The sequence below is a fragment of the Salipiger sp. ABF4_146 genome (genome assembly GCF_056161345.1).
Genome location: NZ_JBSWYX010000001.1, coordinates 441028 through 461739, shown reverse-complemented (window position 1 = coordinate 461739; position 20712 = coordinate 441028). Strand labels below are relative to the sequence as shown.

The 20712-nt window shown below is 67.1% G+C and carries 17 protein-coding genes; 10 read left to right on the top strand and 7 right to left on the bottom strand.

Features of this window, described 5'->3' with window-relative positions; genetic code table 11:
• Positions 1-13: 13 nt before the first annotated feature.
• From ACXAJT_RS02205 to cysE, 5 genes are all read left to right on the top strand, one after another.
• Positions 14-646, top strand: a complete 633-nt coding sequence (locus ACXAJT_RS02205; protein ID WP_475232525.1) for a phage distal tail protein, Rcc01695 family — start codon at positions 14-16, stop codon at positions 644-646.
• Positions 646-1527, top strand: coding sequence for a DUF2163 domain-containing protein (locus ACXAJT_RS02200; protein ID WP_475232523.1), 882 nt, complete (start codon positions 646-648; stop codon positions 1525-1527). Before ACXAJT_RS02205 ends, ACXAJT_RS02200 begins: the two co-directional genes overlap by 1 nt.
• Entirely contained in the window at positions 1524-1964 is a 441-nt protein-coding gene (locus tag ACXAJT_RS02195; protein ID WP_475232520.1) for an NlpC/P60 family protein, read from the top strand. Before ACXAJT_RS02200 ends, ACXAJT_RS02195 begins: the two co-directional genes overlap by 4 nt.
• Complete coding sequence (locus tag ACXAJT_RS02190; RefSeq protein ID WP_475232518.1) at positions 1964-5872, top strand: baseplate multidomain protein megatron; 3909 nt, start codon at positions 1964-1966, stop codon at positions 5870-5872. Before ACXAJT_RS02195 ends, ACXAJT_RS02190 begins: the two co-directional genes overlap by 1 nt.
• A 139-nt stretch (positions 5873-6011) precedes the next feature.
• The gene (cysE, locus tag ACXAJT_RS02185; RefSeq protein ID WP_475232516.1) at positions 6012-6830 is read left to right on the top strand and encodes a serine O-acetyltransferase; all 819 of its coding nucleotides are present in this window, start codon (positions 6012-6014) and stop codon (positions 6828-6830) included.
• Between the two features lie 269 nt (positions 6831-7099).
• Here the strand turns inward: cysE and ACXAJT_RS02180 are convergent, their stop codons facing one another.
• The 6 genes from ACXAJT_RS02180 to ACXAJT_RS02155 form a co-directional block, all read right to left on the bottom strand.
• Positions 7100-8299 (bottom strand): MFS transporter, encoded by a 1200-nt coding sequence (locus tag ACXAJT_RS02180; protein ID WP_475232514.1) that lies wholly within the window; start codon positions 8297-8299, stop codon positions 7100-7102.
• A gap of 384 nt (positions 8300-8683) precedes the next feature.
• Positions 8684-10024: a pyruvate dehydrogenase complex dihydrolipoamide acetyltransferase gene (locus ACXAJT_RS02175; protein WP_475232512.1), complete on the bottom strand. Its 1341-nt coding sequence runs from the start codon at positions 10022-10024 to the stop codon at positions 8684-8686.
• Positions 10025-10036: 12 nt separating this feature from the next.
• On the bottom strand, positions 10037-11425 hold the full coding sequence (locus ACXAJT_RS02170) for a pyruvate dehydrogenase complex E1 component subunit beta (RefSeq protein ID WP_475232510.1): 1389 nt from the start codon (positions 11423-11425) through the stop codon (positions 10037-10039).
• A gap of 20 nt (positions 11426-11445) precedes the next feature.
• Positions 11446-12468 carry a pyruvate dehydrogenase (acetyl-transferring) E1 component subunit alpha gene (gene pdhA / locus ACXAJT_RS02165; protein WP_475232508.1) on the bottom strand — a complete coding sequence of 341 codons (1023 nt, stop codon included), beginning with the start codon at positions 12466-12468 and terminating at the stop codon, positions 11446-11448.
• A gap of 384 nt (positions 12469-12852) precedes the next feature.
• Positions 12853-13152, bottom strand: a complete 300-nt coding sequence (locus ACXAJT_RS02160; RefSeq protein ID WP_475232506.1) for an FtsB family cell division protein — start codon at positions 13150-13152, stop codon at positions 12853-12855.
• A gap of 208 nt (positions 13153-13360) precedes the next feature.
• On the bottom strand, positions 13361-14539 hold the full coding sequence (locus tag ACXAJT_RS02155; RefSeq protein WP_475232504.1) for a phosphoglycerate kinase: 1179 nt from the start codon (positions 14537-14539) through the stop codon (positions 13361-13363).
• 195 nt (positions 14540-14734) lie between these two features.
• On the opposite strand from ACXAJT_RS02155, the gene ACXAJT_RS02150 reads away from it, so the two are divergent.
• On the top strand, positions 14735-15241 hold the full coding sequence (locus tag ACXAJT_RS02150) for a peptidylprolyl isomerase (protein ID WP_475232502.1): 507 nt from the start codon (positions 14735-14737) through the stop codon (positions 15239-15241).
• On the top strand, positions 15234-15782 hold the full coding sequence (locus ACXAJT_RS02145) for a peptidylprolyl isomerase (RefSeq protein WP_475232500.1): 549 nt from the start codon (positions 15234-15236) through the stop codon (positions 15780-15782). Before ACXAJT_RS02150 ends, ACXAJT_RS02145 begins: the two co-directional genes overlap by 8 nt.
• Before the next feature lie 201 nt (positions 15783-15983).
• Here ACXAJT_RS02145 and ACXAJT_RS02140 read toward each other — a convergent pair whose 3' ends face one another.
• Positions 15984-16952 carry a GNAT family N-acetyltransferase gene (locus tag ACXAJT_RS02140; RefSeq protein ID WP_475232498.1) on the bottom strand — a complete coding sequence of 323 codons (969 nt, stop codon included), beginning with the start codon at positions 16950-16952 and terminating at the stop codon, positions 15984-15986.
• 39 nt (positions 16953-16991) lie between these two features.
• On the opposite strand from ACXAJT_RS02140, the gene ACXAJT_RS02135 reads away from it, so the two are divergent.
• The 3 genes from ACXAJT_RS02135 to ACXAJT_RS02125 all read left to right on the top strand — a co-directional run bounded on the left by ACXAJT_RS02135 (position 16992) and on the right by ACXAJT_RS02125 (position 20570).
• On the top strand, positions 16992-17141 hold the full coding sequence (locus ACXAJT_RS02135) for a hypothetical protein (protein WP_475232496.1): 150 nt from the start codon (positions 16992-16994) through the stop codon (positions 17139-17141).
• 149 nt (positions 17142-17290) lie between these two features.
• Positions 17291-18739, top strand: coding sequence for an IMP dehydrogenase (gene guaB / locus ACXAJT_RS02130; protein ID WP_475232494.1), 1449 nt, complete (start codon positions 17291-17293; stop codon positions 18737-18739).
• A 496-nt stretch (positions 18740-19235) separates the two neighbouring features.
• Positions 19236-20570, top strand: a complete 1335-nt coding sequence (locus ACXAJT_RS02125; RefSeq protein ID WP_475232492.1) for a Y-family DNA polymerase — start codon at positions 19236-19238, stop codon at positions 20568-20570.
• Positions 20571-20712 lie beyond the last annotated feature (142 nt).

Genomic DNA, 20712 nt, shown 5'->3' with positions numbered 1-20712 from the left:
CGGAGGAGCGAGCATGAGTTTTCACGAAGTACGGTTTCCCGCCGACCTGAGCTTTGGCGCCATGGGCGGGCCCGAGCGCCGCACCGAGGTCGTCGAGTTGAGTTCAGGGTTCGAAGAGCGCAACACGCCCTGGGCACAGTCGCGTCGGCGTTTCGATGCGGGGCTCGGCTTGCGCTCGCTGGATCATATCTCGCAACTGCTGGCGTTTTTCGAGGCCCGGCGGGGGCAGCTTTATGGGTTTCGCTGGAAGGATTGGGCCGACGACCGATCCTGCCTGCCGTCGCAATCCGTCTCGGCCGGGGATCAGGTGATTGCACGCGGCGATGGCGCGACCCGGGTGTTCCAGCTTGCCAAAACCTACCGCTCGGGCGGGGCCAGCTACGCGCGGCCGATCACCAAGCCCGTCGAGGGGACGGTGCTGGCCGCGGTGCAGGACGTCGAGATGCGTCAGGGCGTCCACTTTGAGATCGACACCACCACCGGGCGGATCAGCTTCGCCGAACCGCCGCTCGCCGGGGCCGAGATCAGCGCCGGGTTCGAGTTCGATGTGCCGGTGCGCTTCGACACCGACCGCATCAGCGTCTCGGTCGCCAGCTTTCAGGCCGGACAGGTGCCCGACGTGCCGGTGGTGGAGGTGCGGGTCTGATGGGTGCGGAGAAGCTTCATACGCATCTTGCCAGCGGGCTGACCACGGTGGTGCGCTGCTGGGCGCTCACCCGGCGCGACGGCCTGCGGCTTGGCTTTACCGACCACGACCGGGCGCTGCGCTTCGACGGGCTGGAGTTCCGCGCCGACAGTGGTCTCAGCGCCATGGCCTTGCAGCAGGCCACCGGGCTTTCGGTCGACAATTCCGAAGCCATGGGCGCGCTTTCGGACGCGACGATCTCGGAGGCGGACATTGAGGCCGGACGGTTTGACGATGCCGAGGTGGTGGCGTGGCTGGTCAACTGGTCCGACGTGCGCCAGCGCCGCCTCCTGTTTCGCGGCACGCTCGGGCAGATCCGCCGTGGGCCGTCTGCCTTCCATGCCGAGCTGCGCGGGCTGACCGAGCGGCTGAACCGCCCGCTGGGGCGCGTCTACCACAAGTCCTGTGCCGCGGTTCTGGGAGATGGAGCCTGTCGGTTCAATCTTAAGAATGCCGGTTATTCCACTGATGAGACGATACTTTCCGTCACCGAAGGGCGTCACTTCCGGTTTGCCGAGATGGCCGGGTTCGCGCCTTCATGGTTCACACGCGGCAAGCTGGAAGTGCTGAGCGGTCAGGGCGCGGGCCTGACTGCCGGGATCAAACGGGATATGGCGCGCGACGGGGCCCGGCTAATCGATCTGTGGCAGCCGCTGCGCGCCGATCTGGCGGCCGGAGACCGGGTGCGGCTTACCGCAGGCTGCGACAAAACGTTTGAAGAGTGCCGCTTGAAATTTAGCAATATCAGAAACTTTTCCGGCTTTCCTGATGTGCCGGAGGATGATTGGCTGATGGCGCATGCGGCCAGTGCCACGGTCACAAGCGGCGGCTCGCGGCGATGACCAGCGCGCGCATCGTGGCCGAGGCGCGGCGCTGGATCGGCACGCCTTATCTGCATCAGGGGTCGGTGCGCGGCGCGGGATGCGATTGCCTTGGGCTGCTGCGCGGCGTCTGGCGCGAGGTCGTCGGGCCCGAGCCGGAGACGGTGCCGCCCTACAGCATGGATTGGGCCGAGCCGCAGGGCGAAGAGGCGGTGCTGGCGGCGGCGCTGCGGCATCTGGTGCCAAAGGACCGCGCCGATGCCGCGCCCGGTGACGTGCTGGTGTTCCGCATGCGGGAAGGCGCGGTGGCCAAGCATCTGGGACTGCAGGCGCAGATCGGTGCCGCACCGAGCTTTGTGCATGCCTACAGCGGGCACGGCGTGGTCGAAAGCGCGCTGAGCCGGCCTTGGCGCCGCCGCGTGGCGGCGCGTTTTGCCTTTCCGATGGAGTGCGCGTGATGGCGACAATCGTTCTTTCTGCCGCCGGGGCGGCGCTTGGCAGCGCGGTCGGCGGCTCGTTTCTTGGGCTGTCGATGACGGCGGTGGGCCGGTTCATCGGGGCCGGGCTCGGGCGCGCGGTGGATCAGCGGCTGATGGGCGCGGGCTCGGAGACGGTGGAAACCGGCCGGATCGAGCGGTTTCGCCTCAGCGGCGCGGGCGAAGGCGCGGCGGTGGCGCAGGTCTATGGTCGTATGCGGCTGGGGGGACAGGTGATCTGGGCCAGCGAGTTTCAGGAGCATGTGCAGCGCCAGACGGTGTCAAACGGCAGTGGCAAGGGCAGCCCGCGCAGCGAGACCACGGTGAAACGCTACAGCTATTCGGTGAGCCTTGCGCTGGCGCTCTGCGAGGGAGAGATCACCGGGGTGAACCGGGTTTGGGCCGATGGCGCCGAGATCGCGCTGCGCGATCTCAACATGCGCGTCTATCCGGGCAGCGCCGATCAGATGCCCGACCCCAAGATGGAGGCGGTGGAGGGCGCCGGGCTGGTCCCGGCGTATCGCGGCACCGCCTATGTGGTGATCGAGGACCTGATGCTGGAGCGCTTCGGCAACCGCGTGCCGCAACTAAGCTTCGAGGTCACGCGCCCCGAACTGTCGGACGCGCAGGACGTGCCGCAGGCGATCCGCGGCGTGGCGATGATCCCCGGCACCGGCGAATATTCCTTGGCGACGCGCCCGGTCTATCTCGACTACGGCGGCGGCGCGCAGGGGGCGGTGAACCTCAACACCCCTGCCGAGATGCCGGATTTCCTTGTCTCGCTCGATCAACTGACGGACGAGTTGCCGAACTGCCGGGCGGCCTCGCTGGTGGTCAGCTGGTTCGGGGATGATTTGCGCTGCGGGCACTGCGCCATCCGGCCCAAGCTGGAGCAGGCGCAATGGGACTCGGCACAGATGCCATGGCAGGTCTCGGGGCTGACGCGCAGCGACGCCGGGCTGGTGCCGCAGGTGGACGGGCGCCCGGTCTATGGCGGCACCCCGGCGGATGCCTCTGTGATCGAGGCGCTGCGCGAAATGGCGGGGCGCGGTCTGGAGGTGGTCTACTATCCGTTCATCCTGATGGAGCAGATGGCCGGCAACACGCGGCCCGACCCATGGACTGGCGGCGCAGAGCAGCCGGCGCTGCCGTGGCGCGGGCGGATCACCCTCAGCGCGGCGCCGGGGCGCGACGGCTCGCCCGATGGCAGCGCGGCGGCGGAGGCCGAGGTGGCGGCATTCTTTGGCAGCGCGTCGGCGGCGGATTTCAGCGTTGGTGACGGCAGCGTCACCTACAGCGGGCCGGACGAATGGTCGTTCCGCCGCTTCGTGCTGCATCAGGCGGCGCTCTGCGCCGTGGCGGGCGGTGTGGCGGCGTTTTGCATCGGCTCGGAGATGCGCGGGCTGACGCAGATCCGCGGCGCGGCGGGGTTTCCGGCGGTGGCCGCGCTGCGCGCGCTGGCGGCTGAGTGCCGCGCGCTGCTGGGGCCGGAGGTGAAGATCGGTTATGCCGCCGACTGGAGCGAGTATTTCGGCTATCACCCGCAGGATGGCTCGGGCGATGTGTATTTCCACCTCGACCCGCTGTGGAGCGATCCGCAGATCGATTTCATCGGCATCGACAACTACATGCCGCTGGCCGACTGGCGCGAGGGGGACGATCACGCGGATGCCGCTTGGGGCGCGATCTACGCGCCGGACTACCTGATGTCGAACGTCGAGGGCGGCGAAGGCTTTGCGTGGTATTACCCAAGCGCCGAGGCGCGGGACGCGCAGCGCCGGGTGCCGATCACCGATGGCGCGCATGGCGAGCCGTGGGTCTATCGCTACAAGGACCTGCGCGGCTGGTGGTCGAATCTGCACCACGAGCGGATCGGCGGCGTGCGGCAGGAAATGCCCACCGACTGGGCGCCGCAGAGCAAGCCGATCTGGTTCACCGAACTGGGCTGCGCCGCCATCGACAAGGGGGCAAACCAGCCCAACAAGTTCCTCGATCCGAAAAGCTCGGAAAGCCTTTTGCCTCATTATTCCAATGGGCTGCGCGATGATCTTATGCAGCGGCAATACCTGCGCGCGATCCATGCGCATTGGAATGATCCGGGCAACAACCCGGTGTCCGAGGTCTATGGCGGGCCAATGCTCGACATGTCCAAGGCGCTGGTCTGGGCGTGGGACGCGCGGCCGTTTCCGTGGTTTCCGGGGCTCGAGAACCTGTGGAGTGATGGCGGCAACTACCGGCGCGGGCATTGGCTCAACGGGCGCTGTTCGGCGCGGACGCTGGCCTCTGTGGTGGCCGAGGTCTGTCGCCGGGCGGGGCTGCAGGCGTTCGACGTCAGCCGCCTCTGGGGCTGGGTGCGCGGCTACCAGATCGACCGGGTGTCGGACGCGCGCAGCGCGCTGCAGCCGCTGCTGCTGGCGCATGGCGTCGACGCCGTCGAGCGTGACGGCGTGCTGCAGTTCCTACCGCGGCGCGGGCGCGCGGCGGTGCCGCTCGATCCGGCGGGGCTGGTGCGTGACGATGAGGACGCGGGCGATCTGCGGCACATCCGGGCGGCGGAGGCCGAGATCTCGGGCCGCCTGCGCCTGCGCTTTGTCGAGGCCGAGGGCGATCACGCGGTCGCCGCCGAGGAAGTGGTGTTGCCCGACGAAGGCACCCATGCGGTGTCCGAAAGCGAACTGCCGATGGTGCTGAGCCGGTCGGAGGCGCGGATGATCCTCGAACGCTGGCTGGCCGAGGCGCGCATCGCCCGCGATACGCTGGAGTTTTCGTTGCCGCCGTCGCAGATCGGGCTGGGCGCAGGAGACGTCGTGGCACTGCCGTCGCCAGCGGGCGAGATGCGGGCGCGCATCGACCGGGTCGAGATCGGCAGCCGTCAGCGCATCGAGGCGGTGCGGATCGAACCCGATACCTATCTGCCCACCGCGGGACCCGAGGATGCGCCGCTGCTGCGCCCGTACGTTGCACCGGTGCCGGTGCTGCCGCTGTTCCTCGATCTGCCGCTGATGCACGGCGAGGAAGTGCCGCATGCGCCGCATCTGGCGCTGACCGCCGAGCCCTGGCCGGGCAGCGTGGCGGTCTATGATGCCGCCAGTGACGCCGATTACGTGCTGAATGAGGTGCTTGCGGCGCGGGCCACCGTGGGGCGGACCGAAACCGCGCTCTTCGCGGCGCCGGCCGGGCGGATCGACCGCGGTGCGCCACTGCAGTTGCGGCTCAGTTCCGGCGCGCTGCAATCCATCGGCGACGCGGCGTTTCTGGCGGGCGGCAACCTGATCGCCATTGGCGACGGCAGCGCGGGCAATTGGGAGGTGCTGCAGTTCCGCGATGCGCAGATGGCCGAGCCGGGCGTTTGGTTCGTGTCACACCGGTTGCGCGGACAGGCGGGCAGCGACGGGCTGATGCCCGCGGTCTGGCCCGCCGGATCATGGGTGGTGCTTCTGGATGGTGCGCCGCAGCAGATCGCGCTGAGCGCCGCGCAGCGGCGGCAGGCGCGGCACTACCGCATTGGCCCGGCGCGGCGCTCCTATGACGATCCAAGCTACGTTCACCGCGTGCTGGCCTTCGACGGCAACGGGCTGCGGCCTTATCGCCCGGCGCATCTGCGCGCCGTGCCCGGCGTTGGCGGTCTGTCGATCAGCTGGACCCGGCGCACGCGGATCGAGGGCGATGGCTGGGATCTGCCAGAGGTGCCCTTGGGCGAGGAGCGCGAGCGTTACCTGCTGCGGGTGGTTCAGGGGCAAAGCCTGATCCGCGAGGCGTTTTCCGATGTTCCGGCATGGCAGTACGACCCGGCGCAGGACGGCGTGACCGGCGGCTATGAGCTGCGCGTTGCGCAGGTTTCGGCGCGTTACGGGCCGGGGCCTTTTGCGGCGCTGGCACTGACCGCCTGACTGACCGCCTGACTGACCGCCTGAGGGGCGGGCCATTCGGCGCTTCCATCTGCGTTTGCGATCCTCTACATCACGGTTTTGCATTTCGACGCATCGCGCCTATCTGCTAGACTGCTGGGCAACCGCACGGAGGATTCCAATGGCCAAGACCCGCGCCAAGATCGCCGAACTCGACCCTGTCTGGGCCCGGATCATCCACGAAGCCGAAGAGGTCGTGGCCGCCGAGCCGCTGCTTGGGGGCTCGGTGCATTACTCGATCCTGCACCACCCGACCATAGAGCGGGCGCTGGCCTACCGGATTTCGCTGAAGCTTGCCAATGGCGAGATGTCCGAGCAAATCCTGCGCGAGATCTGCGACGAGGCCTATAGCTCGGACCCGGCGCTGGCGCTGAAGGCGCGGGCCGATATCCGTGCCACCTTTGAGCGTGATCCGGCCTGCCATCGCTTTTTGCAGCCGCTGCTGTACTTCAAGGGCTTTCAGGCGATCCAGAGCCAGCGCGTGGCCAACTGGCTGTGGCGTCAGGGGCGGCGCGATCTGTCGTATTTCTTCCAGATGCGCTCGTCCGAGGTGTTCGGCGTCGACATTCACCCGGCGGCGAAGATCGGGCAGGGCATCATGATCGACCACGCCCATTCCATCGTCATCGGCGAGACGGCGGTGGTTGGCGACGACGTGTCGATCCTGCATTCGGTGACGCTGGGCGGCACCGGCAAAGAGGATGAGGACCGGCACCCGAAGATCGGCAATGGCGTGCTGATCGGCGCGGGCGCCAAGGTGCTGGGCAATATCAAGGTGGGCTGCGGCTCGCGCATCGCCGCCGGGTCGGTGGTGCTGGCAGAGGTGCCGCCGTGCAAGACGGTTGCGGGGGTGCCTGCGAAGATCGTCGGCGAGGCGGGCTGCGATCAGCCGTCGCGCTCGATGGACCAGAAGCTGACCGGCTGCAACTGCAGCGAGTGAGCGGCTTCAGTATTGCGGAATAGAGAAAGGCGCGGACCTCGGGGTCCGCGCCTTTTTGCTATCGAGCAGAGCGCCATAGGTGGAGTCGCAAGAGCGCTACAGAGGCCAGTGGACGACCGCGGGCTGCCGCTTCCAGCGATCGTGGCTTGCGCTTTATCGCGCCGCACCGACCTGCGCCCGTGCGCGCGCTGTGCTGACCGAAGCGGCCGCCCAAGGGGCGGTCGGCCGCTGGCCGGCGGCGCTGCGCGCCTTGTTCCGGCGAGTGCGTGTCACTCCGCGGGCATGACAGCGGGCATGACGCGGCGGGCGCGGCTGCGGCTTTCCAGCCATGCCAGCGCCAGCATTACGATGCCGCCCGCCGCCAGCGCCGCGCCGACCTGTCCCGTCGACCCCCAGCCATGACCGGCGGCAAGCGCCCGCCCGGCAAGGAACGGTCCCAGTGCGTTGGCGGCGTTGAAGGCCGCGTGGTTGAGCGCGGCGGCCAGCGTCTGCGCTTCTCCGGCGACGTCCATCAGGCGCATTTGCAGCGGGATGGCGAGGCTGGCGGTGGCGCCGAGCAGGAAGATCGACAGGCTCATCATCAGCCAGTCGCCGATCACCACGGTGTAGAGCAGCGACATGGCGACCATGCCGATCAGCAGCAGCAGCGCGCCGCCAAGCCGCGACCAGTCGGCGAGGCGTCCGCCGATGAGGTTGCCGACAACTCCGCCAAGGCCGAACCCGGACAGCGCCGCCGGGATCGCCCAAGCCGGCGCGGTGGTGGCATCGAGCATGGCAGCGGAGAAATAGGCATAGACGGCGAAGACCCCGCCGAAGCCGATGGCGCCGATCAGCAGCGTGCTCCAGACCGCGCGGTTGGCCAGCGCACCCAGTTCGCGCAGGGGGCTTGGCCTCGGGCCGGTCTGCGCGTTGGGGGCGACGCGGATGATCATCAGCGCCGAGGCGGCGGCGAGCGCGGCGGTGACCACGAAGCACAGACGCCAGCCGAACACCTGACCGGCGGCACCGGCCAGCGGCACGCCGATGACATTGGCGATGGTCAGCCCCATCAGCACCTGCGCCACGCCGCGCGCCTTGCGGCCCTCGGGCGAGAACTCGGCGGCAAACAGCATCGCGATGCCAAGGAAGGCACCATGCGGCAGCCCCGAGGCGAAGCGGCCGATGATCAGAGTGGTAAGGTCGGTGGACATGGCGCTGAGCAGGTTGCCGAGGCCGAAGAATGCGATCAGCAGGATCAGCAGCAGCTTGCGCGGGATCATCGAGCCCAGCACCGCCAGCACCGGCGCGCCGACCACCACGCCAAGCGCATAGGCGCTGACCGCATGGCCGGCGTCGGGCTCGGAGACCGCAAGATCGGCGGCGTAATAGGGCAGCAGCCCCATTGCGGCGAACTCGGAGACGCCGATTGCAAAGGCGCCAAGCGCCAGCGAGAGGATCGTCAGAACGGCCTGACGGTCTTGGGTAGCCATGTCACAGCTCCGATGGTCGGATGTTGGGTTGGACGTGGGTCGTCGAATGTCGGGGAGCGTTGGCGCGGTGGCAAACATGCAGACATGCCAAACCCGCCGCGTCGCAGCATGCCCGTAACTTACGCGACACGTACATCTTCACAACTGATGGCTGCGCAAGCTCGGCATGCAGCGGTTGCATGACGCTGGGGAAATCATGCCGGGGAAATCATGCCGGGGAAATCCGGCGGCGCGGTATCTCGCCGGGCAGCGGATCAGGGTGATCGGCGGGACGCGGGAGGGCACTGGTAGGCGCGCTGTCGCGCGGTAACGATCTGCCGCAAAACAGAAAACGACCCCCGCCGCGAGGCAGGGGCCGCTTGTTTCCTCGGCGTGCTGGCCGGATCAGGCCAGCATCACCATCGGGTTCTCGAGGTTGTCGGCGATCGCCGACAGCAGCTCGGCACCAAGCGCGCCGTCGATGACCCGGTGGTCGACCGAGAGCGTCACCGACATCACTGTGGCCACGGTCAGTTCGCCATCGTCGCCGACGACCGGCTTCTTGACGCCCGCGCCCACGGCAAGGATCGCGCCGTGCGGCGGGTTGATCACCGCGTCGAAGTTGTCGATGCCATACATGCCGAGGTTGGAGATCGCGAAGCTGCCGCCGACATATTCATGCGGTGCGAGCTTCTTGTTGCGGGCGCGGCCCGCAAGATCCTTCATCTCGGACGAAAGCGCCGACAGCGACTTCATCTCGGCGTCTTTCAGCACCGGGGTGAACAGGCCACCTTCGATCGCCACGGCCACCGCCACGTCGGACGGTTTGAGCTTGAAGATGCGGTCGCCGGCCCAGACGGCGTTGGCGTCGGGCACCGACTGCAGCGCCAGCGCGCTCGCCTTGATGATGAAGTCGTTGACCGACAGCTTCACGCCGCGCGATTCAAGCTGCTTGTTCAGCTGGCTGCGGAACTTCAGCAGCGCGTCGAGCTTGATGTCGCGACGCAGGTAGAAGTGCGGGATGGTCTGCTTGGCCTCGGTGAGGCGACTGGCCACGGTCTTGCGCATGCCGTCGAGTTTGACCTCTTCGAACTCGCGCCCGTCGTACATCTTGCGCACCGCGTCCGTGGACGGACCGGCGGGCATGACGGCGGCGTCTGCGGCCTTCTTCTCGGCGGCGGGAGCAGCCTCGGACTTGGCAGCCTTCTCGGCGGGCTTGGCAGCCTCGACGTCGGCCTTGACGATGCGACCGTGCGGGCCGGTGCCTTTGACCTGCGCCAGATCCAGCCCCTTGTCCGCCGCGATGCGACGGGCCAGCGGCGAGGCGAAGATGCGCTTGCCATCCTCACCCTTGGGCGCTGCCGGGGCAGGGGTTGCCGATGCGGCCGCCGGGGTGGCGGCGGCTGCCTTGGCACCCTCGTCCTTGGGCGCGGGGGCCTCGGCCTTGCTTTCGGCCGGCGCTTCCTTGGCGGAGGCGCTGGTGTCGATGTCGTCGGCGCTTTCCCCCTCTTCGAGCAGCACGGCGATCGGGGTGTTCACTTTCACCCCTTCGCTGCCTTCCTCGATGAGGATCTTGCCGATGGTGCCTTCGTCGACGGCTTCGAACTCCATCGTCGCCTTGTCGGTCTCGATCTCGGCGAGGATGTCGCCCGAGTTGACCGTATCGCCCTCTTTCACCAGCCATTTGGCCAGCGTGCCTTCCTCCATGGTCGGCGACAGCGCGGGCATCAGGATTTCTGTGGGCATGACGCGCTCTCCTTACCGGTAGGTGACTTGGCGGACCGCGTCGACCACCTCTGCGGTGGTGATCAGCGCGTGCTTTTCGAGGTTCGCCGCATAGGGCATGGGCACGTCCTTGCCGGTGCAGTTGATCACCGGGGCGTCGAGCCAGTCGAAGGCGTTCTGCATGATGTAGGACGACAGGTGGTTGCCGATCGAGCCGACGGGCCAGCCTTCTTCCACGGTCACGCAGCGGTTGGTCTTCTTCACCGACTCGATGACGGTGCCATAGTCGATCGGGCGCAGGGTGCGCAGGTCGATGACCTCGGCCGAGATGCCGTCTTCCGCCAGCTTTTCCGCCGCCTCGAGCGCGTAGGTCATGCCGATGCCGAAGGACACGATGGTGACGTCCTCGCCCTCGCGCCAGATGCGGGCCTTGCCGAAGGGCACGGTGAAGTCATCCATCACCGGCACGTCGAAGGAGCGGCCGTAGAGGATCTCGTTCTCGAGGAAGATCACCGGGTTGGGGTCGCGGATGGCGCTCTTCAGCAGACCTTTGGCGTCGGAAGCCGAGTAGGGCATCGCCACCTTCAGGCCGGGCACCATCGCGTACCATGCCGCGTAGTCCTGGCTGTGCTGCGCGCCGACGCGGGCCGCCGCGCCGTTCGGGCCGCGGAAGACCATGGGGGCGCCCATCTGGCCGCCGGACATGTAGAGCGTTTTCGCTGCCGAGTTGATGATCTGGTCAATCGCCTGCATGGCGAAGTTGAAGGTCATGAATTCGACCACGGGCTTGAGCCCGCCGAAGGCCGCGCCGACGCCGATGCCGGCAAAGCCGTGCTCGGTGATCGGGGTGTCGATCACCCGCTTGTCGCCGAACTCGTCGAGAAGGCCTTGGGTCACCTTATAGGCCCCCTGATACTCGGCCACTTCCTCGCCCATGACGAAGACGTTGGCATCCGAGCGCATTTCTTCGGCCATGGCGTCGCGCAGCGCTTCGCGCACGGTCTGCTGCTTGAGCTCGGTGCCTTCGGGCCAGTCGGGTTCGACCGCCTTGGCCTTGGGGGTCGCGGGGGCAGAGGCGGGGGCCGCCTCGACCGGTGCGTCCGGGGTCTCTTCGGCGGTCTCTTCGCTCGTGGAGGCGTCGTCGCCGCCGGAGGACACATCGATGTCGGAGGCGTCTTCGCCCTCTTCGACCATCACCGCGATCGGGGTGTTGACCTTCACGCCTTCGGTGCCTTCCTCGACGAGGATCTTGCCGACGATGCCTTCATCGACGGCCTCAAATTCCATCGTCGCCTTGTCGGTCTCGATCTCGGCGAGAATGTCGCCCGAGGTGACGGTGTCGCCTTCCTTGACCAGCCATTTGGCCAGCGTGCCCTCTTCCATGGTCGGCGAGAGCGCGGGCATGAGAATTTCGGTTGCCATATGCGTCTAGTCCTTCTGCCTCAGGCCTCTACCGCGTCGCCTTGCGGCACTTCGTCGGCGTAGATGTCGGTCCACAGCTCGTCCAGAGCGGGCTCCGGGCTCTCTTTCGAGAACTCTGCCGAGGCGTTGACGATGTCCTTGATTTCCTTGTCGATGGCCTTGAGGTCATCTTCCGAGGCGTGCTTGCCCTGCAGCAGCAGGTCGCGCACGTTCTGGATCGGGTCGCGCTCGTCGCGCATTTTCTGCACTTCCTCGCGGGTCCGGTATTTGGCCGGGTCCGACATCGAGTGGCCGCGGTAGCGGTAGGTCTTGATCTCGAGGATGTAGGGACCCTTGCCGGCGCGGCAGTGCTCGACCGCCTTCTCGCCGGCCTCTTTGATCGCCAGCACGTCCATGCCATCGACCAGCTCGCCGGGGATGCCGAAGGGCGCGCCGCGGGTGTAGATCTCGTCGGTGGAGGTCGAGCGCTTCTGCGAGGTGCCCATGGCGTACTGGTTGTTCTCGATCACGAAGACCACCGGCAGCTTCCAGATCGAGGCCATGTTGAAGGTCTCGTAGACCTGGCCCTGGTTGGCGGCGCCGTCGCCGAAGTAGGTGAAGGTCACCCGGTTGTTCTCGAGGTAGCGGTCGGCGAAGGCGAGGCCGGCGCCAAGCGGCACCTGCGCGCCAACGATGCCGTGGCCGCCGTAGAAGTGCTTCTCACGGCTGAACATGTGCATCGAGCCGCCTTTGCCCTTCGAATACCCGCCTTCGCGGCCGGTGAGCTCGGCCATGACGCCGTTCGGGTCCATGCCGCAGGCGAGCATGTGGCCATGGTCGCGATAGGAGGTGACGCGCTTGTCGCCTTCCTCTGCCGCGGCCTCGAGGCCGACGACAACGGCTTCCTGACCGATGTAAAGGTGACAGAACCCACCGATGAGCCCCATGCCATAAAGCTGACCCGCCTTCTCTTCGAAGCGGCGGATGAGCAGCATGTCGCGGTAGTATTGCTTGAGCTCTTCGGGCGAGACGTTCGGCTTGGCGGCTGGTTTCCGGGCGGCCATAAGCGCTCCTCCCAACTTAGTTTAGTGTTAAACTTTCTCACACAGTAAAGCCCTCACACGCCAGTGTCAAAGGGCGGCGGGCCGTGTTCGGGGAAAAAGTGGCGCAGGGGCAGTGCAAGGCAAGGGGGCGGCGGAACCTCGCCGGTGCGCGCCGCATCCATCGCGGCGCCCGGACGGCCCGCCGCGCCGTGCGTATTTGCAAAGAGAAGAAGCGCGCAGAGGCAGCGCCCGCAGGCCTTCTTCTCTTCAAAAATACGCCGGGGGAGTGCGCCGCGCAGCGGCGTGCGGGGGCAGAGCCCCCTCAAAACTTTCACCCATGGATGGCTGCGCCGTGTCGGCTGCGAAAGGCACCGTCAGGAGATATCTGAGAGCCAGCGCGCCGGCTCAGCGCACGACGATCTCGTCCGAGCGGATCATCCCGAGTACATCGCGCGCCTGCTGGTCGAGCAGGTCGAGGTCGAGATAATCGTCCGACAGCCGGCGGGTGAGGTTTTCCAGATGCGCCACCTCGCTGTTGAGGCGGTCAAGCTCGGCGCTCAGTCGGGCGCCTTCGACCTCGATCTCGGCGCGGCGGAAAACGCCATAATCGCCCTGAACGGCGGCGAAGGTGAAATACCCGGCAAGGCTCACCGCGATGGCCGCGAAGATCAGGCCGCCGATGGCCGGTTTGCGTCTGCCCGTCATGAAAATTCGGTCCTGCTCAATGATCGTGCCGTCTGCTGCCGCGACCCCTCGTGTGTGTGGAGGCCGTTGGGCTGTAAAACTATGCCACAGGCGAATCGACATGGGAATGCCCGGATCCGCCTATGGCGATGCTCGGCGCGAAAAACTCGCATTTTCCCGGCGGCTGTGCCGGGAAAAGCGCAGTTGCGGTGCCCGGTTACCGCGGCGCTCAGCCGAGGGCGGCGACGCCGGGAAGGGTCTTGCCTTCCATCCATTCGAGGAACGCGCCGCCGGCGGTGGAGATATAGGTGAAATCCTCCGAAGCGCCGGCCTTGTTGAGTGCCGCCACCGTGTCGCCGCCACCGGCAACCGAGACCAGCTCGCCCTGCGCGGTGCGCTTGGCGGCAAACTTGGCCGCGGCATTGGTGGCCGCATCGAAGGGGGCGATCTCGAAGGCGCCGAGCGGGCCGTTCCAGATCAGCGTCTCGGCGCGGCCAATGGCCTGCTCCACATGCGCCACGCTGTCGGGGCCGGCGTCGAGGATCATCGCGTCGGCGGGGCAGGCTTCGGCGGCTACCACTTCCGACGGCGCGTTTTCGCGGAACTCGCGGGCCACCACCACGTCGCGCGGCAGCAGGATCTCGCAGCCCGCCGCGGCGGCCTTCTCGGCGATCTGCTGGGCGGTGCCGGTCATCTCATGCTCGCAGAGCGATTTGCCCACGTCGACACCCTGCGCGGCGAGGAAGGTGTTGGCCATGCCGCCACCGATCACCAGCATGTCGACCTTTTCCACGAGGTTGCCGAGCAGGTCGAGCTTGGTCGAGACCTTGGCGCCGCCGACCACCGCCAGCACCGGGCGCTTGGGATTGCCCAAAGCGGCCTCGAGCGCTTCAAGCTCGGCCTGCATCAGACGCCCGGCGCAGGCCGGCAGCAGATGCGCCAGCGCGGCGGTGGAGGCGTGGGCGCGGTGCGCCGCCGAGAAGGCATCGTTGCAGTAGACATCGCCAAGCGCGGCGTAGCGCTGCGCCAGCGCCTCGTCGTTCTTTTCCTCGCCGGGCTCGAAACGGGTATTCTCCAGCAGCACGATCTGGCCCTCGGCGCAGCCGTCGATCACCGCGGCGGCGTCATCCAGCGTGGCGAAATTGACCGTCGTGCCGAAGGCGGCCTCGAGCGCCGGGACCAGCGTCTTCAGCGACATCTCGGGCACCACCTTGCCCTTGGGACGGCCGAAGTGCGCCAGCAGAACCGGCGTGCCGCCGCGCGACAGGACGTCTTGCACGGTGGGCGCCACGCGCTCGATCCGGGTTGCGTCGGTGACCACGCCGCCGTCCACCGGCACGTTGATGTCGACACGGGTCAGCACGCGTTTGCCGCTCAGGTCCATGTCGTCGAGTGTCTTCCAGGCCATCTGGGTCCTCCTGATCTCGTTCTTGGCCAAAGGTCTGCCCCGTGCCGGGCCAGAGGTCAATGCGGCACTGTCTGCACAAGGCTGCCCGCACAAGGAGTTGCGCGGTGCGTTGCAGGATTCTGGGCGGCGCGCGGCTTGGCATTCGCGGCGGGGCGGACTAAATCTCGCGCAGCACTTGCCATAGGGAGTATCGACATGGCCGAGATCAAGGACCCCGAAAACACCATCCTCATCGAGTTGAAGGGCGGCACCGTCACCATCGAACTGCTGCCCGACGTGGCGCCGAAGCACGCCGAGCGCATGAAGGAACTGGCGCGCGCGGGCGAATATGACAACGTCTGCTTTCACCGGGTGATCGACGGCTTCATGGCGCAGACCGGCGACGTCGAGCACGGCGACATGGAAGACGGCTTCAACCTGCGCCGCGCCGGCACCGGCGGTTCGCAGCTGCCCGACCTGCCGGCGGAGTTCTCGAAGCTGCCGCATGACCGCGGCACGCTGGGCGCGGCGCGCTCGATGAACCCGAACTCGGCGAACTCGCAGTTCTTCATCAACTTCAAGGACAACCACTTCCTCAACGGCCAGTACACCGTGTATGGCCGGGTCGTCGAAGGCATGGAGCATGTGGACGCGATCACCCGCGGCGAGCCGCCTGCGGAGCCCGACCGGATGATCTCGGTGAAGGTGGCCGCAGATGCGTAAGCTGGTACTGCTGCTTTCGGTTGTCGCGTCGCCCGCGCTTGCGGCGGGGCTTGACGTGCAGGTTGAGGGCGAGGGCGCCAATGGCACCTTCCACATCGAACTCTTCGACGACGTCGCCCCCGAGCACGCCGCGCGGATCACCGAGCTTGCCAGTTCCGGCGCCTATGATGGCGTGGTGTTTCACCGGGTGATCGACGGCTTCATGGCGCAGACCGGCGACGTGCAATACGGCAAGCTGGGCGAGGACCTGCGCATGGCAGGCACCGGCGGCTCGGACATGCCCGATCTGCCGGCAGAGTTTTCGGACCGGTCGTTCGAGCGCGGCGTGGTTGGCATGGCGCGCTCGCAGAACCCGAACTCGGCGAACTCGCAGTTCTTCATCATGTTCGCCCCGGCGCCGCACCTCAACGGCCAGTACACGGTGGTGGGTGAGGTGACCTCGGGCATGGAGGTGGTCGACGCGATCAAGCGCGGCGAGGGCCGCAACGGCGCGGTCACTGGCCAGCCCGACGTGATGAGCTCGGTGACCGTGACCGAGTGAGACCTGCGCGGCGCCTTGGGCCGCAGGTCGCGCGAGCGGCAGCGGACGGGCGGCGTATTTGTGAAGAGAAGAAGGGCTGGGCGCCGAAGGGTGCCCGGCCCTTTTTGCGTTTGGGGCTCGCAGGGCGATTGTGGGGGGCTGTCGGGGGAGGCGGGCCGTCGCTTTGCGCGTTTTTCCGGCGGTGCGGGGCGGCGGGCGCGCTCAGTCCGCGAGCGTGGCCGGCAAGCGGCGGGCCAGCGGGGCCAATGTGCGGCTGTGCAGCCATGTGCCGCCGAGCCGGTGCAGGCGGGCGCCGGTGCCGCGCTTGAAATGCGCGAGCCCCGGCGCGTCGTCGTCGTTGATCATGCCGAGGTCCAAGATGGAATGCCGCGCCGCCAGCCAGCGCATGGCCTGCCACAGCAGCAGGTTCATGGCGTTGCACCGGCGTCCCTCGGGGCGTGAGACGCCGGTTGTCCACGTGGCCATCGTGCCGTGGCGCAGCACCGCGATCGCGGCGACGGGGGCGCTGGCCAGCCGCGCCTCCCAGATCAGCGCCGCGCCGGGGTTGGCGGCCGCATAGGCGGCGAGAAAGCCGGGCGGCAGGGTGCGGTAGCGCCGGGCGCGCGCCTGCGCCGCCTCCGCCGGAAGCAGCCAGTGGTCGGCGCGCAGCGGCAGCCGCCGGACGCGCAGCTTGGTGCCCTGCGCGCGCCGCAGCCGGTTCCGCCACTTCTGGGTCATCGCGGCGCGCATGTCTGGCTCGGGGCCGAGCGGCAGCAGCGCCAAGGTTGCCGGGGTGAGCAGGGGCCAGAAGCCGGCGCGGCGCAGCGCCTCCGGCGGAGGGCCATCGGCGTTCAACAGCAGGGCGGCGCGGGGCCGGGTGGCGCGCCACTCATCGAACCATGTCGCCAGCGCCACGGGCTGGCCGCTGGCGTGGCGCGCGACCGGTCCGCGCGACATCAATTCGACGCGGCCGAGACCGGTCAGATGCCGGACTTGCGTTTGCCAGTGCAGCGAGGCGGGGCCGGAAATGGGGCCGGTATCGGTGCCGGAGCCGGGGTCAGCCTGCGGTCCTCTGCGGCTGCGCGTCTCAATGCCGAGAAGCGCGCAGGCGCGGGCGTGATGAGGCGATTGCGGCAGGGGCAGAGGCAAGGACGGGGGCAGAGGCAGGCAGAGCGTGTCCATCGCTGCCATTAACGCTCTGAAAAGTCACAATGTGGTTAACATCGCCAGATGGATACCGCCCGCAGCAACCGCCGTCCCAAGGCGCTCGCGCCCCGCGTTCGCCCGACCCGCGCCGCCGCGCTGCTGCTGGCGCTTGTGCTGTCGCTGCCCTTTGCGGTGCTGGCGCTGGTCGAAGCGCTGCTCTGGCTCTTCGTCTAGACGGAAATATCCCGGGGGAGCCCGCAGGGCGGGGGCAGCGCCCCCGAACTCCCACCTCCAAGCACGCGAAATCGCGAGGGGTCTTTTCCCCGCTCAACATCCGTGCAATAGGGACGTGCCAACCGATACCCTCCCAAGGAGCCGCCCCCATGGAGATTCGCGAGGCCTTCACCTTCGACGATGTCCTGCTGCTTCCCGCAGCATCCAGCGTTCTGCCGTCCACGGCCGACACGCGCACCAAGGTCACCAAGAGCATCTCGCTCAATATCCCGCTGCTTTCGTCCGCCATGGACACGGTGACAGAGGCGCGCATGGCGATCACCATGGCGCAGGCCGGTGGCATCGGGGTGATCCACAAAAACCTCGACGTCGAACGCCAGGCGCAGGAAGTGCGCCGGGTGAAGCGTTTCGAGAGTGGCATCGTCTACAACCCGGTGACGCTGACCCCCGACCAGACGCTGGCCGATGCGCAGGCGCTGACCGAGCGCTACGGGTTCACCGGCTTCCCGGTGGTCGATGAGAGCCACCGTGTTGTCGGCATCGTCACCAACCGCGACATGCGCTTCGCGCAGAAGCCCGACACGCCGGTGCGGGTGATGATGACCTCGGAAAACCTTGCGATCCTGCAAGAGCCCGCCGACCGCGAAGAGGCGATCAGCCTGATGCGTGCGCGACGCATCGAGAAGCTGCTGGTCACCGACGCAGGCGGCAAGCTCACCGGCCTGCTGACGCTCAAGGACACCGAGAAGGCCGTGGTCAACCCCTCCGCCTCGAAGGACGACCTGGGCCGTCTGCGGGTCGCGGCGGCGTCGGGCGTCGGCGAGGCTGGCTTCGAGCGCACCGAGGCGCTGGTTGACGCCGGGGTCGACATCGTGGTGATCGACACCGCGCACGGGCACAGCGCCGGGGTGATCGAGGCGGTTGCCCGCGCCAAGGCGCTGTCGAACCACGTGCAGGTCATCGCCGGCAATGTCGCCACGGCAGACGCAACGAAAGCGCTGATCGACGCCGGGGCCGATGCGGTGAAAGTGGGCATCGGGCCGGGCTCGATCTGCACCACCCGGATGGTTGCGGGTGTTGGCGTGCCGCAGCTGACCGCGGTGATGGACTGTTCGCAGGCCGCCGGCGACGTGCCGGTGATCGCCGACGGCGGCATCAAGTTCTCGGGCGATTTCGCCAAGGCGATCGCCGCGGGCGCCTCCTGCGCCATGGTCGGCAGCATGATCGCCGGCACCGACGAGAGCCCGGGCGAGGTGATCCTCTATCAGGGCCGCTCGTTCAAGGCCTACCGCGGCATGGGCAGCCTTGGCGCCATGGCGCGCGGCTCGGCCGACCGCTACTTCCAGAAGGACGCGGCGAGCGACAAGCTGGTGCCCGAGGGCATCGAGGGGCAGGTGCCCTACAAGGGCTCGGCTGGCGCGGTGATTCACCAGTTGATCGGCGGGCTGCGCGCCGCCATGGGCTATACGGGCAACGCAACGGTCGAGGAGATGCGCAAGAACTGCAATTTCGTGCGCATCACCAACGCGGGGCTTTCCGAAAGCCACGTGCACGATGTTCAGATCACCCGGGAATCCCCCAACTACCGCATCGGGTAAGTATCTGATTTTTAAGGGTTATGATCCTCTAACTGGCCTTCTGTAGAGATATGGAACGGCCAGTGAACGGAACATACCCTGAACCAGACACTGCATCAGTAAGTCAGCTGATGCAAAAAGCGATAGCATTGGGGTCGAACTGATGCAGGGCGAGGGCGTCGACCTGATTGTCGATGCCCTCGTCAAATCTCTCATGGTTCACTTTAGAGAGACGCGCGCGTTCCTGCGACGCATGAGTGCGGCGTTTGCTGAAAATCGGGCCCTGGCGGGTCCGCTTGCATAAATCCTTGAAGCGCCTCCTCATATGATAATTTGGTCTATCTGCGTGGGATGGTGAGCGTCCGGGACGAACGTTGGACAGGCGCGGGCTTTGCACGCCGATGCGGATTTCACTGTCGTGACTTTGCCGCGCAGTGAAACCTCAGCCCTATCGAGTCGGCCTTGAAATGGGCGTGCTGAAAGCTGACCTATTCTTCGATGCTGAAAGGGAGCCGCGATGTCGAAGCCTTGGGAAATCGAGACCGGTGCAGCACCGAGGGTCGAGCGCCTGTATCTCGATTTTGACAGCTTCTTCGCGTCTGCCGAGCAGCATTTCAACGCAGACCTGCGCGGGCGTCCTTTGGGCGTCGTGCCGCTGGATAGCCCGCATACCAGCTGCATCGCCGTCAGTCGCGAGGCCAAGGCGCGCGGTGTGAAGTCCGGCGCCTCAATTCGTGACGCCCGCGCGGTGATCCCGGATATGATCTTGGTGATTGCCCGCCACGATGCCTACGTTCGGCTCCACAAACGCATCCTGACCGTCATCGGCAGCATCCTTCCGGTGGCCGCTGTCCGGTCAATCGATGAGGTTGTCTGCCATCTGTCGCCCAGCGAGGCCGCGCAGGGCAGGGCGCTGGCGGATCGCATCAAGGTGGCTTTGGCTCAGGCGTTCAGTCCTGCACTCACCTGCTCCATCGGCATGGCGCCCACCGAACTGCTGGCCAAGGTCGGCGCCGAGATGAACAAGCCCGATGGCTTTGCGTTGATCGAGGCGCAGGCGCTGCCGGGCTGCCTGTCTCACCTGCCGCTCAACGACTTGCCCGGCATCTCCAAAGGGATCGGAGCACGTCTGGCGGCGGCAGGGGTGCGCGATATCGACGGTCTGTGGCGCCTTGCCCCGAAGCAGGCGCGCAAGATCTGGGGGAATGTCGAGGGCGAGCGGTTCTGGAACGAGCTTCATGGCCTCCATGCGGAGCGCCCGGAGACCAAGAAAAGCATGTATGGTCACGGACGGGTGCTGCCCCGCGACGGGCGGAGCCCGGATCAGGTCGAGGCCTGCGCCCGGCAATTGCTGCTCAGCGCGGCCCGGCGGTTGCGCCGCGATGGCTTGCGGGCCACCGAGTTGGTGCTGAGCTTTCGAACGGGCAGGGGCGCCGAAGATGCCCAATGGCACTGGCGCGATAGTTTTCCAGCCGCGCGCGACGACCGCACCTTCACACGCTGTCTGTCAAAGGGGCTGGCGGAGGCGCGCCAGAGCGTTCGTTTCTCGCCGCGTATGGTCAGCGTGACGCTGCAGGGCGTGGTGACCGATGCAGAGATCACCGGCGATCTTTTCGGTGGGGCGCTGGACGAGGGCGCGGATGATGCCACGCGGCAGAAATGGGAAAAGGTCAGCGACCTGATGGACAGCCTGCGCCAGTCGCACGGGGCCAAGGCGCTGTCGCTGGGCGTGCAAGACGAGATCGCGGGCGGCTATGTTGGTGCCAAGATCGCCTTTGGCCGGATCCCGGACGAGGCCGATTTCAGTGATGCTGCGACCGCCGATGAAGCGACGCAGTTTCTGTCGTTTTGAGTGGGTCGGCTTGGTGTGGGTTACGGATTTTCATTTTTGAAAAACTGTATGGCGTTCGAACTGGCGCAGCTTGGTGACAATGTCTTCCGGCTTCTCTCGCTTTCCAGCCATTCCGTAGTCCTCCTGGTCACCGAAATCCTAC